The sequence below is a fragment of the Pectinatus haikarae genome (assembly GCF_050916305.1).
Taxonomy (GTDB): domain Bacteria; phylum Bacillota; class Negativicutes; order Selenomonadales; family Selenomonadaceae; genus Pectinatus; species Pectinatus haikarae.
Window position 1 is genome coordinate 1,901,231 of sequence record NZ_CP116940.1, and the last position, 17,130, is coordinate 1,918,360.

A 17,130-nucleotide genomic window follows, 5' to 3' on the forward strand; every position below is an offset into this window, starting at 1 on the left:
CAAATTGGCTCTCCAATAAATTAATGGAGAGTTTGATCCTGGCTCAGGACGAACGCTGGCGGCGTGCTTAACACATGCAAGTCGAACGGGACTTTTATTTCGGTAAAAGTCTAGTGGCAAACGGGTGAGTAACGCGTAGGCAACCTACCTTCAAGATGGGGACAACATCCCGAAAGGGGTGCTAATACCGAATGTTGTAAGAGTACTGCATGGTACTTTTACCAAAGGCGGCTTTTAGCTGTTACTTGGAGATGGGCCTGCGTCTGATTAGCTAGTTGGTGACGGTAATGGCGCACCAAGGCAACGATCAGTAGCCGGTCTGAGAGGATGGACGGCCACATTGGGACTGAGACACGGCCCAGACTCCTACGGGAGGCAGCAGTGGGGAATCTTCCGCAATGGGCGAAAGCCTGACGGAGCAACGCCGCGTGAACGAGGAAGGTCTTCGGATCGTAAAGTTCTGTTGCAGGGGACGAATGGCATTAGTGCTAATACCACTAATGAATGACGGTACCCTGTTAGAAAGCCACGGCTAACTACGTGCCAGCAGCCGCGGTAATACGTAGGCGGCAAGCGTTGTCCGGAATCATTGGGCGTAAAGGGAGCGCAGGCGGACATTTAAGCGGATCTTAAAAGTGCGGGGCTCAACCCCGTGATGGGGTCCGAACTGAATGTCTTGAGTGCAGGAGAGGAAAGCGGAATTCCCAGTGTAGCGGTGAAATGCGTAGATATTGGGAAGAACACCAGTGGCGAAGGCGGCTTTCTGGACTGTAACTGACGCTGAGGCTCGAAAGCCAGGGTAGCGAACGGGATTAGATACCCCGGTAGTCCTGGCCGTAAACGATGGATACTAGGTGTAGGGGGTATCGACCCCCCCTGTGCCGGAGTTAACGCAATAAGTATCCCGCCTGGGGAGTACGGCCGCAAGGCTGAAACTCAAAGGAATTGACGGGGGCCCGCACAAGCGGTGGAGTATGTGGTTTAATTCGACGCAACGCGAAGAACCTTACCAGGGCTTGACATTGATTGACGCATTCAGAGATGGATGCTTCCTCTTCGGAGGACAAGAAAACAGGTGGTGCATGGCTGTCGTCAGCTCGTGTCGTGAGATGTTGGGTTAAGTCCCGCAACGAGCGCAACCCCTATCATTTGTTGCCAGCACGTAACGGTGGGAACTCAAATGAGACTGCCGCGGACAACGCGGAGGAAGGCGGGGATGACGTCAAGTCATCATGCCCCTTACGTCCTGGGCTACACACGTACTACAATGGGATACACAGAGGGAAGCAAAGGAGCGATCCGGAGCGGAACCCAAAAAATATCCCCCAGTTCGGATTGCAGGCTGCAACTCGCCTGCATGAAGTCGGAATCGCTAGTAATCGCAGGTCAGCATACTGCGGTGAATACGTTCCCGGGCCTTGTACACACCGCCCGTCACACCACGAAAGTCATTCACACCCGAAGCCGGCTAAGGGCCTTATGGAACCGACCGTCTAAGGTGGGGGCGATGATTGGGGTGAAGTCGTAACAAGGTAGCCGTATCGGAAGGTGCGGCTGGATCACCTCCTTTCTAAGGATTTTTTATAAAATCTGTCGAGTACATCCGGAAAACGTGTATGAAAAGTTTAATGTATTGTTTAGTTTTGAGGGTTTCTCCCTCTATAATAAGAATGAACTAATGGGGGCGTAGCTCAGATGGGAGAGCACCTGCCTTGCAAGCAGGGGGTCAGGAGTTCAACTCTCCTCGTCTCCACCAGAAGAGAAGGGCCTATAGCTCAGCTGGTTAGAGCGCACGCCTGATAAGCGTGAGGTCAGTAGTTCAAGTCTACTTAGGCCCACCAAATATTGCACATTGAAAACTACACAGAAGAAAGCAAAGAACAATTATCACCAATGCCAAACTTGTGAAAAAACATTTTCTAGAGAATGGCGGGGAATAGTTGGACCAAGCACAATTAGGAAACTAAAAACAAAAGCTAAGACGAAACATATGAACTTAAGCTAAAAGGTGACATTTTAAGAGTAATCTTAGAATGTAACGGCAAAGCTGCAAGAAACATCATAATGCAAGGAAGGGCAAAGCTGAATGAAAAAAGCGTATTAATTACGCTGATGAGTGAAGCAAAGCACTGACGAAGCAAAATGGTATTAACGGCAGGTTTGACGAAGTTAAGCGAATAAGGGCATACGGTGGATGCCTTGGCGCCAGGAGCCGACGAAGGACGCGGTAAGCTGCGAAAAGGTACGGGGAAGAGCAAGCATCTAGTGATCCGTACATATCCGAATGGGGCAACCCGTCAGAAGAAGTTCTGACATCCGAAAGGAAGGTAAACCCGGGGAACTGAAACATCTAAGTACCCGGAGGAAAAGAAATCAAACGAGATACCCAAAGTAGCGGCGAGCGAAATGGGCAGATGCCCAAACCGTAACACTTCGGTGATACGGGGTTGAGGACCGGCAGAAATTAAGGAACGTTTAGCCGAATGACTTGGAAAGGTCAGGCATAGGAGGTAAAACCCCCGTAGGCGAAAAGCGGAACTTAAGGGCCGGGATCCAGAGTATCGCGGGGCACGAGAAACCTTGCGAGAAGCTGGGGGGACCACCCTCCAAGGCAAAACACTAACTGGCGACCGATAGCGCATAGTACCGTGAGGGAAAGGTGAAAAGAACCCCGGAAGGGGAGTGAAATAGAACCTGAAACCGTATGTCTACAAGCAGTCGAAGCTCCGTAAGAGAGCGACGGCGTGCCTATTGAAGAATGAACCGGCGAGTTACATTATATTGCGAGGTTAAGTGGAAGACACGGAGCCGAAGCGAAAGCGAGTCTTAATAGGGCGTTAAGTAATATGGTGTAGACCCGAAACCGCAGTGATCTATGCATGTCCAGGTTGAAGCGCAGGTAAAAATGCGTGGAGGACCGAACCCGTGAGTGTTGAAAAACTTTGGGATGAGGTGTGCATAGGGGTGAAATGCCAATCGAACGCGGAGATAGCTGGTACTCCCCGAAATAGCTTTAGGGCTAGCCTCAAGGGAAGATTACAGACGGTAGAGCACTGATCAGGCAAGGGGGCGTAAAGCCTACCGACCCTAGTCAAACTACGAATGGCTGTAATAAAATACTTGGGAGTCAGACTGCGAGTGATAAGACCCGTAGTCGAAAGGGAAACAGCCCAGATCACCGGCTAAGGTCCCAAATGCTGTGCTAAGTGGAAAAGGATGTAGGACTTCATAAACAACCAGGATGTTGGCTCAGAAGCAGCCACCATTAAAAGAGTGCGTAATAGCTCACTGGTCGAGAGGCTCTGCGCCGAAGATGACCGGGGCTCAAGCACAGAACCGAAGCCGTGGCAGGATATAGAAATATATACTGGGTAGGGGAGCATACTGTATGCGACTGAAGATGTACCGTAAGGAGCATTGGAGCGTACAGCAGAGAGAATGCCGGTATGAGTAACGAAAAGAACAGTGAGAATCTGTTCCACCGAAAGCCTAAGGATTCCTGGGCAACGCTCGTCGTCCCAGGGTAAGTCGGGACCTAAGCCGAGGCACAAAGCATAGGCGATGGACAACAGGCAAAAATTCCTGTACCACTTCGGATCGATTGAACGAAGGAGTGACACAGAAAGCAGTTTGAGCGCGCGAATGGAAGAGCGCGTCGAAGCCGGTAGGCTGCATGGCAGGCAAATCCGCCATGTGAGAAGGCTGAGAAGTGATAGATAGGTGAATCTACGGAGGAACCGAATTCAAACGAGCTACGCTGTCGAGAAAAGCTTCTAGTGAGAGAAGAAGTGCCCGTACCAAAACCGACACAGGTAGGCGCGGAGAGAATCCTAAGGTGCGCGGGACAACCCTCGTTAAGGAACTCGGCAAAATATATCCGTAACTTCGGGAAAAGGATAGCCGCAGACGGTGAAACCCGAACGGGTGGAGCTGAAGGCGGTGGCACAAGAGAGGCCCAAGCGACTGTTTAGCACAAACACAGGTGCCTGCGAAAGAGAAATCTGACGTATAGGTGCTGACACCTGCCCGGTGCCGGAAGGTTAAGAAGAGGAGTCAGGAGCAATCCGAAGCCCCGAATTGAAGCCCCGGTAAACGGCGGCCGTAACTATAACGGTCCTAAGGTAGCGAAATTCCTTGTCGGGTAAGTTCCGACCCGCACGAAAGGTGTAACGACTTGGGCACTGTCTCAACGAGGGACCCGGTGAAATTGAAATACCTGTGAAGATGCAGGTTACCCGCGACTGGACAGAAAGACCCCATGGAGCTTTACTGTAACCTGGCATTGATATTCGGTAAATAACGTACAGGATAGGTGGGAGACTTAGATACATTGGCGCAAGTCAGTGAGGAGTCATTGTTGGGATACCACCCTTTATTTAACGGGCATCTAACTGAAAGAGTAACGATCTTCAAGACAGTACCAGGCGGGCAGTTTGACTGGGGCGGTCGCCTCCGAAAGAGTAACGGAGGCGCCCAAAGGTTCCCTCAGCGCGGCCAGAAATCGCGCAAAGAGTGCAAAGGCAGAAGGGAGCTTGACTGCGAGACCAACAAGTCGAGCAGGTGCGAAAGCAGGGCTTAGTGATCCGGTGGTACCGCGTGGAAGGGCCATCGCTCAACGGATAAAAGCTACCCTGGGGATAACAGGCTAATCTCTCCCAAGAGTCCATATCGACGGGGAGGTTTGGCACCTCGATGTCGGCTCATCACATCCTGGGGCTGAAGCAGGTCCCAAGGGTTGGGCTGTTCGCCCATTAAAGTGGTACGTGAGCTGGGTTCAGAACGTCGTGAGACAGTTCGGTCCATATCCATCGCGGGCGAAAGAAACTTGAAGGGGGCTGCTCCTAGTACGAGAGGACCGGAGTGGACGAACCAATGGTGTACCAATTATCCCGCCAGGGGTACAGTTGGGTAGCTACGTTCGGAAAGGATAAACGCTGAAAGCATCTAAGCGTGAAACCTGCCTTAAGATGAGGTTTCCCAGAGCCGTAAGGCTTGGAAGGCACCTTGAAGATGACGAGGTAGATAGGCCGGGAGTAGAAGTATGGTGACATACGAAGCGGACTGGTACTAATAAGCCGAGAGCTTAACTTAATTTCATCTATAAATGTTTGGTCCTGATTTCTTCTGTGAAGTTTTGAGTGTGCAAGATCACTCATAAAAGTATATAGGTAAAGGGAAAGCAGCAGATTAGTTCCTGGTTTACTTTATATATGAGCACTAAGGTGCAGAAAAGAACGTCTAAGGAAACATGGCGTTCGTAGACTCACTCTGCGTACTTTATTTCTAAGTGCTGAAGCACTAAGAAGGGCAAGGAAACGCGTCGTTCGCGATGCTCACTTTGCGTACTTCATCTCTAGACTGCTAAAGCAGTAAGATCTGAAGCATCTGGTGGCGATACCTGGATGGATCCACCTGTTCCCATTCCGAACACAGTAGTTAAGCATCCACAGGCCGAAGGTACTTGGGGGGCAGCCCCCTGGGAGATTAGGTTGCTGCCGGTTCAGTTTATATCAGGTTGTCATTTTGATAACCTGATATTGCTTTTTCTAATCGTATGACATGATTGGGGTATAGCCAAGCGGTAAGGCACGGGACTTTGACTCCCGCATTCGTTGGTTCGAGTCCAGCTACCCCAGCCATTTTATGGTTCACTAGCTCAGTTGGCAGAGCACCTGACTTTTAATCAGGGTGTCCCGAGTTCGAATCTCGGGTGAGCCACCATTTTAAATACATGCTTGAATTTTTTTCGAGCTTAATAGAAGCCAGTAGGGATTATCCTGCTGGCTTTTTGTCAATTGAAAATGAAGGTGAACAATTTGTTTGAATTTATTATTGGTCCTTCAGGTGCGGGAAAAACAGATCGCTGCTTGCAGAATATAAGAGACAGATTGGAAACAATGCCGGAAGGAACTCCGCTTTTCTTAGTTTTACCGGAACACATGACTTTTGAAATTGAACGCAAGCTGGCTGTTCTGATGAACGATAAAGGAGGATTTTCAAGGGTTTTTGTTTTTGGATTTCGTCGACTTTGTCAATATATCTTGACTCAAGAAGGTGGAGTAACAAAATCACGTATTACAGAAACAGGTAAAAATCTGATTCTGGCAAAAATTATTCTTGCACATCGAAGTGAACTTACTTTTTTTGCCCGAGCAGCACAACAACGTAATTTTGTTTCTTTTTTATGCACTGTCATTGAGGAATTGAAAACATATAAGATAACACCGACGGCTTTGCAGTCAGCTATACCTGCTATACCTGATAAAATTTTGCAGCAAAAATTAGCTGATATTGTATTGCTTTATGGTGAATATATTTCTTTGTCCAGTAATTGTTATACTGATGCGGAAGATATTCTAGATCTGACTGCTTCTAAAATAAGGTCAGCAAAATGGCTGGAAAATTCTGAAATATGGATTGATGGCTTTACTTTTTTTAATCCGCAGGAGCAAAGTGTACTTCTTTCATTATTTAAAAAAGCATCATCTGTTCATTTGACTTTATGCATAAATGATCTTGGCGATACTGCAAATAATGAGGAAACTGCCCTATTTCATCGACAATATATTACCTTTAAAGAAATAAAAGAAATTTGCGATCAATTAAATCTCGAAACCAAAATTACCAAACTTGAGCAGTTTCATCGTTTTTTGAAACCGGCCCAAAGAATGATAGCTGCTAATATGTTTATTTTTCCAGTGAAAAAATCGGAATCATCAGAAGGGCTTATTATTGCAGAAGCAGCTAATCGTCGTCTTGAAGCAGAAGCTGTGGCAATAGATATATTGCGCTTGTGCCGTGAAGAAAATTATGTATTCAGCGATATAGGGATTGTTATTCGTGAAAAAACATATGATGATCTTCTGCATGCCGTATTTCATGACTATCAGATCCCCTTTTTCAGTGATAGAAAGAGACTTTTTATTCATCATCCTCTTGCTGAGCTGCTGCGATCTTGTCTTGAAGCTGTTCGTACTTGGCAATATGAACCTTTACTGCGTTGTTTTAAGACAGATTTTTTTCCAGCTACACGTGATGATGTTGACATGTTGGAAAATTATATTTTAGAGTTTGGCATAAGGGGGAAAAAGAATTGGCTTTCATCGACTGATTGGCAATATTCCAGGAGCCCTCTTGCAGAACAGCAGCTGTCGCAGGAAGAAAAAGTTTTTTTTGATAAGATAAATGCTGTCCGGCGGCAATTAATCGCACCCTTGCAGCAATTGGCTGAAAATCTGCATTCATCAGAAACTGTACGCAGTGTAACTGAAGTTATTTATAAATTTTTAATTGAGCTGCATGTTCCGGAGAAGCTTTCATTATGGCAGAAACGGGCAGAAGACAGCGGGGCTTTGTTAATAGCAAAGGAACAGCAGCAAATATGGCATGATGTTATTGATTTTATGGATCAACTTATAGAGACATGCGGCGAAGAAGTATTCACACTGAGTGCATATGCAGAAATTTTAAGTGACGGATTGGAGGCACTGCAAATTGCGCTTATACCTCCGGGGATAGATTACGTTACTATAGCTTCTTTTGAACAAAATAGTTTGGAAAATAAAAAAGCAATCTATATTTTAGGAGCAAATGAGGGAAGCATGCCGCAGCGTGTAAAAAACGAGGGACTGTTAAATGATCTTGACAGGCTTTGCCTTCATGGAGCAGGAGTCAACCTTTCCGCTGGGGCAGGTGAGGATAATTTCTTTGAAAAATTTTTATTATATAAAGCGTTCACCTTGAGTCGTGAATATTTATGGATATCTTATCCATTATCGGATACCGATGGAGGTTCTTTGAGCCGCTCGCCTTTGATTGAAAGATTATATTTTATGTTTTCTTTGAAGAAGAATCAGCATATATCCATACTTTTGGAAAATTATTCCGATGAAAACGAAAAAAGAAGAGTAGTAACAGGTCGCCGCAGTATTTCTTATTTGACTACTGCGCTGCGTCAATATAAGGAAAAAGGAAGGATAGCTGATTTTTGGTTTGATGTATACAATTGGTTATTAACGAAAACATCTTTTCAAAAAGATTTGTTTGTTGCTTTGTCAGGCCTCTTTGTACAGGCATCTGATACATTTTTGTCAAGGCAGTCTGCCTCTATGCTCTATATAAAAAATGGCTTTCTCAAGGGCAGTGTTACACGTTTTGAACAATTCCACAATTGCCCTTTTAAACATTTTGCTCATTATGCATTGAGTTTGACAGAGAGAGCAGAATTTAATTTTTCTGCACCTGACAGAGGAGTACTCCTGCATGAAACAATGCGCACTTTCGGTGAAACATTGTTGACGCTGAAAAAACGATGGAATGATGTATCTAAAGAGGAAAGACATGAATTGTGCCAGAATATAGTTTCTGAATTAGCCGTCAGGCTGCAAAATAAAATTCTTTTAAGCAGCGGGCAATATAAGCACTTGACTAAAAGGATAGCCAAGGCAGCAGAAATGGCTATAGACAGGCTTTGTGATTTTTCAGAGCACAGCGAATTCTCTCCTATTGCCGTAGAAAAGGCATTCGGACGTGAAAAAATTGATTTGCCCCCGTTGATCTATGACCTTGAGGATGGTTATAAGATAAATATTTCGGGACAGATTGATCGTATAGATGTAGATAGAAGCGGGCAGTATTTTCTTATTATAGATTATAAATCCGGCAATGCATATATAAATATTGCTGAAGTTTACCATGGACTAAAGCTTCAGCTGCTGACCTACATGTTAGCGGTGCAGAACTCTTCTGCCACTTTGGGGCCTGTGCTGCCTGCGGGAATATTATATTGTTTTTTAAAAAGTACACTTCTCACTTTTGATAAAGAAATGCCGGAAGGTAAAATAAAGACAGAAATAGCGAGACAAATGCGTATGTCAGGATGGGTCTTGCTGGATGAAAATATAATAAAGAAAATAGACGATTCATCATTATTTATCAAGGTAAAATTCAATAAGGACGGATCGATAAGCAAGGCAAGCCGCACCAGTATAAAAACAGAAGAGGAGTTTGGTGCATTGCTTAGACATATGAGTGAGATGCTGGTCGATACAGGAAACCATATTTTGGCAGGTGAAATCTCTCCTACGCCATATAAAATGAATAAAAAAACGGCCTGCATGTTTTGTCCATATATATCTTTCTGCCGTTTTGATGCTGCAGTACCCGGATATAGATATAATGATCTGCCGGGTGAAACGGATGAGCTTATTATGAAAAAAATAATAAATAATCAGCAATTCGATAATAGACAGTAAAATTAAAGTGTTGCAACAAAAAACCACCTTTTGTAATAAGCGGCGCCATAAGTTTGGATTTTCATGTCCAATTTATGGCGCCGCTTCATAAAAACAAAAGGTGGTTTTTTTATTATTTTAGCTTACACTATTATCGACTGCTGTCTGGTCAAGGAGACTTTTGACCTGAATATTACGGTATCGGCTCATGCCTGTACCTGCAGGAATAAGTTTACCGATAATAACATTTTCCTTTAAGCCTATCAACGGATCCACTTTTCCCTTGATAGCAGCATCGGTAAGGACACGTGTAGTTTCTTGGAATGATGCTGCGGAAAGGAAGGAATCAGTGGCCAGAGAGGCTTTGGTGATACCCAGCAGTATAGGACGTGCCACTGCTGGCATGCCATCATGTTCAATGGTTTTGGCATTTGCGGCTTCAAAGGTATTTATATCTACATATTCACCAGGTAAAAATTCAGTGTTGCCGGAGTCTTCTATTTTAACCTTATGCAACATCTGACGCACCATAACTTCAATATGCTTGTCATTTATTTCAACACCTTGGGACTTATAAACTTTCTGAACTTCATAAACAAGGTATCGCTGCGTTTCTTTCAGACCGCATACTCTCAGGATATCGTGTGGATTAATAGAGCCTTCAGTAAGCTTATCTCCCGGTTTAACAGACATTTTATCACGTACGATCAATCTGGCACCATATGGAATCTGATATTCGCGAGGATCACCCGATTCAGGCGTTATAATTACTATGCGCATACCCTTGTCTTCTGTGATTACCACATCACCCTCAATTTCAGAAATGACTGCATGATGTTTAGGTTTGCGTGCTTCAAACAGTTCTTCTACACGAGGCAGACCTTGAGTAATGTCTTCTCCTGCAACGCCTCCGGTATGGAAAGTACGCATTGTGAGCTGAGTGCCAGGTTCACCTATGGATTGTGCAGCAATGATACCGACAGCTTCACCAATATCAACCTGTGTAGCATTTGCCAAATCACGACCATAGCATTTTATACATACACCAAATTGCGATTTGCATGTAAGCACACTTCTTATTGAAACTTTTTCACGAACGGCACAGATCTTATCTGCAAGGTCATCTGTTATCGTTTCATTAAGTAAAGCTATTTTTTTGCCTGTAGAAGAATCCACGATTTCTTCTGCCAGAACACGGCCAACAATACGTTCTTTAAGCGATTCAATGACGCCGTTTCCTTCTTTTATGGCTTCAACTTCAATACCACGGATAGCATTATTGCGGACTTTCACTTCTTTAGAATCGCTATTGAGAATAGATTCTATATTGCTTTCTGTCAGCGAGGTATCAGCTTTTAGAAGTATGGTGCCATCACCTGCACGTACATCTTCAGTTATATTTTTGCCGAGCATTTCATGCATCATGGCTTTTTTTATAGATGCGCGTACGCCTTCTTCGGGTGCACCAAGTAAAATGGTTTCGGTGGAAACAGCGCTTCCTGCACATATATCAGCGTTGGAAGAGCCTTTTAATATTATCTGTGACACACAGTGCGCGCCTATGAGTTTAAGTTTTTCTTCATCAAGAACAGTGTCAGCCCCAATAATTAATTCAGATGTTTTTGGATCTGTTATATCCTGCGCTAAAATGCGACTAATCAGTGTGGGGGCCAGCATGGAGATAGCATTTGATGATGATGGAGCCAATTTTGCTCGTTCGCGCACCAGGTTGATACCGACGACATCACAATCTTCCTCACGAACGATGACATCCTGTGCTACATCGACAAGACGGCGGGTAAGATAGCCGGAATCAGCAGTACGAAGTGCCGTATCTGCCAATCCTTTACGAGCCCCATGTGAAGAAATGAAGTAATCAGATACGGTAAGTCCTTCACGAAAATTAGCTTTGATTGGTAATTCAATAATGTTACCGGATGGATCTGCCATAAGACCGCGCATGCCCGCCAATTGACGCATCTGTTGTTTATTACCACGGGCGCCTGAATCCGCCATCATAAAAATAGGATTAAAAGCATCCATATTATTCATCATAGCATCAGTTACGTCGTCAGTAGCTTTGGTCCACAGATCACACACATTTTTATGTCGTTCCTCTTCGGTAATAAGACCGCGGTTAAATTGGCGTTCAACTTTATTTACTACACCTTCAGTTGCTGCGATTATTTCTTTCTTTTCTGAAGGAACTATAATATCAGAAATGGCAACTGTCATGCCTGCAATACAAGCATAATGATAGCCAAGATTTTTTACACCGTCTATGACTACCGAAGTTTGACTGCCGCCCAATTTTTCGTAACATTTAGCAACAAGCTTACCCAATTCTTTCTTATCCATGCGAATACCGAGACACCATTCCGCGGTATTTTTATCTTTATAAAAATATCTTATCTTTTCAGGGAGGATTTCATTGAAAATCATGCGTCCTAATGAAGTTTTTACCATGCCGTAATTTTCAATGCGCACCTTTATTTCAGACTGAAGAGCGAGAGCCTTATGCTGATAAGCCAAAATAGCTTCATTAATACCGGTGAATATTTTTCCCTCACCCAATGCACCGGGACGAATAATAGTCAGGTAATAAGAGCCCAGCACCATATCCTGTGTAGGAACGATTATTGGCCGTCCGTCTTTTGGAGCCAATATATGGTTTGCCGCAAGCATTAATATACGTGCTTCAGCCTGTGCTTCGGCGGAAAGCGGAAGATGGATAGCCATCTGGTCACCATCAAAGTCAGCGTTGTAAGCTGTACAGGCCAAAGGATGCAGTTTTAATGCACGACCTTCTGTCAAAACAGGTTCAAATGCCTGAATGCCAAGACGATGAAGCGTCGGGGCACGGTTAAGCAATACAGGATGTTCCTTGATTACTTCTTCCAAAACATCCCAAACCTCGGGACGCACACGTTCTACCATGCGTTTTGCGGATTTTATATTATGAGCAATACCGGCATTGACAAGTTTTTTCATGACAAATGGCTTAAATAATTCCAATGCCATTTCCTTCGGCAGGCCGCACTGATGTAATTTCAATTCAGGGCCTACTACTATAACTGAACGGCCTGAATAATCGACACGCTTGCCAAGTAGATTCTGACGGAAACGACCCTGTTTACCTTTCAGCATATCACTCAAAGATTTTAACGGACGGTTGCCAGGACCTGTTACAGGACGTCCGCGGCGTCCATTATCAATCAATGCATCTACCGCTTCTTGAAGCATACGTTTTTCATTGCGCACAATAATATCCGGCGCACCAAGATCAAGAAGTCTTTTTAAGCGGTTATTGCGATTGATGACACGGCGATATAAATCATTGAGATCAGAAGTGGCAAAGCGGCCACCGTCAAGCTGTACCATAGGGCGCAATTCAGGAGGTATGACAGGCACTACATCCATTATCATCCATGAAGGTCTATTACCTGATTTACGGAAAGCTTCAACAACCTCTAAACGCCGTATAGCACGTATCTTTCTTTGTCCGCTGGAAGAATTAAGCTCGGCACGAAGGTCAACGCTCATTTTGTCCAAGTCTAATTCATCAAGCAGTTGTTTTACTGATTCGGCACCCATTCCAACTTTGAAATTGCTGCCATATTTTGTGCTGTATTCATGAAATTCATTTTCAGTTAAAAGTTGTTTTTTCATAAGAGGCGTATCACCGGCATCGAGAACTATATATGAGGCAAAATATAATACTTTTTCCAGTGAACGGGGTGATACATCAAGAATGAGCCCCATGCGGCTTGGAATACCTTTAAAATACCAAATGTGTGATACTGGAGCTGCAAGTTCTATATGCCCCATCCGTTCACGACGAACTTTTGCCCGAGTAACTTCAACACCGCAACGGTCACAGATAACACCTTTATACCGGATTCGCTTATATTTACCGCAATGACATTCCCAGTCACGGGTAGGACCAAATATTTTCTCACAGAACAGGCCGTCTCGTTCAGGTTTTAGTGTACGATAATTTATAGTTTCCGGTTTTTTTACTTCACCGTAAGACCATTCTCTGATTTTATCCGGTGATGCAATCCCTATGCGCATGGAATCAAAATTATTGACATCCAACAAAGGGTAGTCACTCCCCTCTATTCATTATAATCGTCATCATCTGTCATATTATCAGCATTTGATGAACTGTTTCTGCCAGTTTCGCCCATATCTTCTTCATTTGTCATATTGCCTAATTCTGCAATAATGTCATCGTCATCTACAATATTATTTTCCTGCTTTTGAGGTTCAGGTTGATTAGGTTTTTCTTCAGTCGGCGGTTTAGTGGGGATTGCCGAGTTGTCATTAGATGCATCGATAATATCTTCATCCGTGTCATGAATCATAATTTCCTGAGCGTCCTCAGAAAGAACTTTTATATCAAGGCCGATACTCTGCAGTTCTTTAATAAGAACCTTAAATGATTCAGGGACGCCCGGTTCCGGTATGTTTTCACCTTTAACGATGGATTCGTAGGTTTTTACACGGCCGACTACATCATCTGACTTCACGGTCAATATTTCCTGCAATGTATATGCAGCTCCATACGCTTCAAGAGCCCAAACTTCCATTTCACCAAAACGCTGTCCACCAAACTGAGCTTTACCACCGAGAGGCTGCTGAGTTACAAGTGAATACGGCCCTGTGGAACGGGCATGAATTTTATCATCAACAAGATGATGAAGTTTAAGCATATATACGCAGCCGACAGTTACAGGATTTTCGAAAGGTTCACCGGTACGTCCGTCATAGAGGATGGTTTTGCCATCATTAGAAAAACCTGATGCGTGAAGTGTTTCAAATACTTCAGTTTCCTTTGCACCATCAAATACAGGCGTTGCTATATGCAATCCAGCGGTATCGGGTTTAGGCATATCATAAGCATCAAAATCATAACCGATTTCTCTCAATCGTTTTTCCACGGAAAGGTCGCCCGCGTTTATCTGCATGCCAAGTTCACGTACTGCCATGCCAAGATGCGTTTCTAACACCTGTCCTATGTTCATACGCGAAGGGACACCAAGAGGATTCAAAACGATATTTACAGGCGTTCCATCTGGCAGGAAAGGCATATCTTCTTCACGCATGACACGTGATACGACCCCTTTATTGCCATGACGGCCAGCCATTTTATCGCCGACAGCTATTTTACGCTTTTGGGCTATATATACACGAACAAGTTGGTTTACACCGGGTGGTAATTCATCGTTATTCTCTCTGCTGAAAATTTTTACATCGACAATTTTGCCTGCTTCACCATGCGGAACGCGCAGTGATGTGTCCCTGACTTCTCGTGCTTTTTCACCAAATATGGCACGCAGCAGTCTTTCTTCTGCAGTGAGCTCAGTTTCTCCCTTAGGAGTTACCTTGCCAACCAATATATCACCAGGACGAACCTCAGCACCTATGCGGATGATACCTTTTTCATCAAGATCTTTGAGAGCTTCTTCGGCAACATTAGGCATGTCACGTGTTATTTCTTCCGCACCTAATTTTGTATCACGGGCATCGCATTCATATTCTTCGATATGAATAGAGGTATAAATATCTTCTTTTACCAATTTCTCGCTGAGAAGAATAGCATCTTCATAGTTGTAACCTTCCCATGGCATAAATGCTACTATTATGTTGTAGCCAAGAGCAAGTTCACCGTGATCAGTTGCCGGTCCGTCTGCAATAGGCTGTCCCTTATATACACTATCACCCTTGCAAACGATTGGCATCTGATTAATGCAGGTGCCCTGATTGGAACGCAGATATTTCTGGAGTTTATATATATCATGATCGCCGTTTTCCTTGCGGACAACGATCTGATCGGCAGTGACTTTTGAAATTGTGCCTGCATTTTTAGCCAAAACCATTACACCCGAATCACAGGCGGCCTTATATTCCATTCCTGTTCCGACTAAAGGTGCCTGCGTACGAAGCAGTGGTACTGCTTGACGCTGCATATTTGCGCCCATTAAGGCACGATTGGCATCATCATTTTCAAGGAAAGGGATCATTGCGGTTGCTATAGAAACTACCTGCTTAGGTGAAACATCCATATAATCAACAGAATCAACAGGCATGAGACTTGTTTCTTCATGAAAACGAGCGGTAACGCGATTTGATAAAAACCAATCATTTTCATTCAATTTTTCATTAGCCTGAGCGATGACGATGTCATCTTCCTCGTCCGCAGTGAGATAATATACTTCATTTGTGACCTTTTTATTGATTTTATCAACTTTACGATAAGGTGTTTCCATAAAACCAAAACGATTCACACGAGCATATGTGGATAGAGAACCAATAAGTCCGATATTAGGTCCTTCAGGAGTTTCAATAGGACACATGCGTCCATAATGTGAGTTATGAACATCACGAACTTCAAATCCTGCACGTTCTCGTGATAGTCCGCCAGGACCCAATGCGCTTAGACGGCGCTTATGCGTCAATTCACTGAGCGGATTGTGCTGATCCATAAACTGAGATAGCTGACTTGAACCAAAAAATTCTTTTATCGCAGCAACTACAGGGCGTATATTGATAAGCGCCTGGGGCGTTATAACTTCATTGTCTTGAATAGTCATTCTTTCTCTGACAACACGTTCCATTCTTGAAAGACCAATACGGAATTGGTTTTGCAGAAGCTCACCAACAGAACGCACACGACGATTTCCCAGATGATCTATATCGTCAGTAGAGCCTATACCGTCCATCAGATTAAGAAGATAATTTATTGATGCCATTATATCCTCTATAGTAATAGTTCTGTGATGATATTCAAGTGTCGGTGAGCAGATCATTTTCATTGGCTTATCTGTCTTGCTTTTTACGTAGAAAGATATCATTTCACCGTCACCAAAAATATTCTTTTCTTGTTCTACGTTTATAGATTCAAGCATAGACATATCAATTAGGGTATCCGCCGGAACAACTATTTCGCCGGTCGTACGATCAACAAGCGGCTGTGTGAGCTCATGCCCAGTGAGGCGTCGTTTCCAGCCAAGCTTTTTTGTGACCTTATAACGGCCAACTGTAGCAAGGTCATATCTTTTAGGATCAAAGAAAAGTCCGTCCAGAAGGGCCTGTGAATTCTCAATTGTCGGCGGTTCTCCGGGACGCAGCCTTTTATATATCTCAACGAGTGCTTCTTCTTTTGAAACAGCACTGTCACGTTCCATTGTATTGACGATACGGGGATCGTTATCAAAAAGCTCCGCAATAGCGGGGTTGGAACTGATGCCAAGTGCTCTTATAAGAATAGTAACAGGAAGTTTGCGCGTCCGGTCTATTCTCACAGAAATCACATCATTAGCATCATTTTCCAGCTCTATCCACGCGCCGCGGTTAGGAATAAGCGTAGAACTATACAACTGTTTGCCAGTTGAGTCAGTTGCCACTCCGTAATAAGCACCAGGAGAGCGTACCAGCTGACTTACTATGACACGCTCAGCTCCATTTATAATAAATGTACCGGTTTCCGTCATTAACGGAAAATCACCCATGAATACTTCCTGTTCTTTTATTTCACCAGTTTCATTATTAATAAGGCGCACATTAACACGTAATGGTGCAGCATAGGTCGTATCACGTTCTTTACATTCATCAATAGCATATTTAGGATCGCCTAAAGAAAAATTTTCGAACGACAATACAAGGTTTCCTGTGAAATCCTGTATTGGTGATATATCATGGAAAATCTCCTTAAGCCCATCTTTCATAAACCATTCATATGAATTTCTCTGGATATCCAGCAAATGCGGCATATCCATAACTTCTTTAATTTTGGCGTAGCTATACCTTGTTCTTTTTCCCACAGGAACAGGTTTAAACAAAATTTTCACCCCTCAGCACATTTAAACAATAATAAAGCAATAAACGAACATTA

3 protein-coding genes, 4 tRNA genes and 3 rRNA genes are annotated in these 17,130 nt (G+C 44.0%); 8 read left to right on the forward strand and 2 right to left on the reverse strand.

Annotated elements, in window-relative coordinates; all coding sequences use genetic code 11:
• Positions 1-20 precede the first annotated feature (20 nt).
• The 8 genes from NXG61_RS09385 to addB all read left to right on the forward strand — a co-directional run bounded on the left by NXG61_RS09385 (position 21) and on the right by addB (position 9,254).
• A 16S ribosomal RNA gene (locus NXG61_RS09385) occupies positions 21-1,570 on the forward strand.
• 110 nt (positions 1,571-1,680) lie between these two features.
• Positions 1,681-1,756: transfer RNA gene (locus NXG61_RS09390), tRNA-Ala, on the forward strand.
• An 8-nt stretch (positions 1,757-1,764) separates the two neighbouring features.
• Positions 1,765-1,841: transfer RNA gene (locus NXG61_RS09395), tRNA-Ile, on the forward strand.
• A 326-nt stretch (positions 1,842-2,167) separates the two neighbouring features.
• Positions 2,168-5,091: ribosomal RNA gene (locus tag NXG61_RS09400) — 23S ribosomal RNA — on the forward strand.
• Between the two features lie 293 nt (positions 5,092-5,384).
• Positions 5,385-5,501, forward strand: a 5S ribosomal RNA gene (gene rrf, locus NXG61_RS09405).
• The 16S, 23S and 5S rRNA genes sit together here with 4 tRNA genes alongside, the layout of an rRNA operon.
• A gap of 63 nt (positions 5,502-5,564) precedes the next feature.
• Positions 5,565-5,639 (forward strand) — tRNA-Gln (locus NXG61_RS09410).
• A gap of 6 nt (positions 5,640-5,645) precedes the next feature.
• Positions 5,646-5,721, forward strand: a tRNA-Lys gene (locus tag NXG61_RS09415).
• Between the two features lie 95 nt (positions 5,722-5,816).
• Entirely contained in the window at positions 5,817-9,254 is a 3,438-nt protein-coding gene (gene addB / locus NXG61_RS09420; RefSeq protein ID WP_432748911.1) for a helicase-exonuclease AddAB subunit AddB, read from the forward strand.
• 117 nt (positions 9,255-9,371) lie between these two features.
• On the opposite strand, the gene rpoC is transcribed toward addB, so the two are convergent.
• On the reverse strand, positions 9,372-13,334 hold the full coding sequence (gene rpoC, locus NXG61_RS09425; RefSeq protein ID WP_307225343.1) for a DNA-directed RNA polymerase subunit beta': 3,963 nt from the start codon (positions 13,332-13,334) through the stop codon (positions 9,372-9,374).
• Positions 13,335-13,351: 17 nt separating this feature from the next.
• A complete protein-coding gene (rpoB, locus tag NXG61_RS09430) occupies positions 13,352-17,077 on the reverse strand; it encodes a DNA-directed RNA polymerase subunit beta (RefSeq protein ID WP_307225342.1) in 3,726 nt (1,241 codons plus the stop codon).
• Positions 17,078-17,130 lie beyond the last annotated feature (53 nt).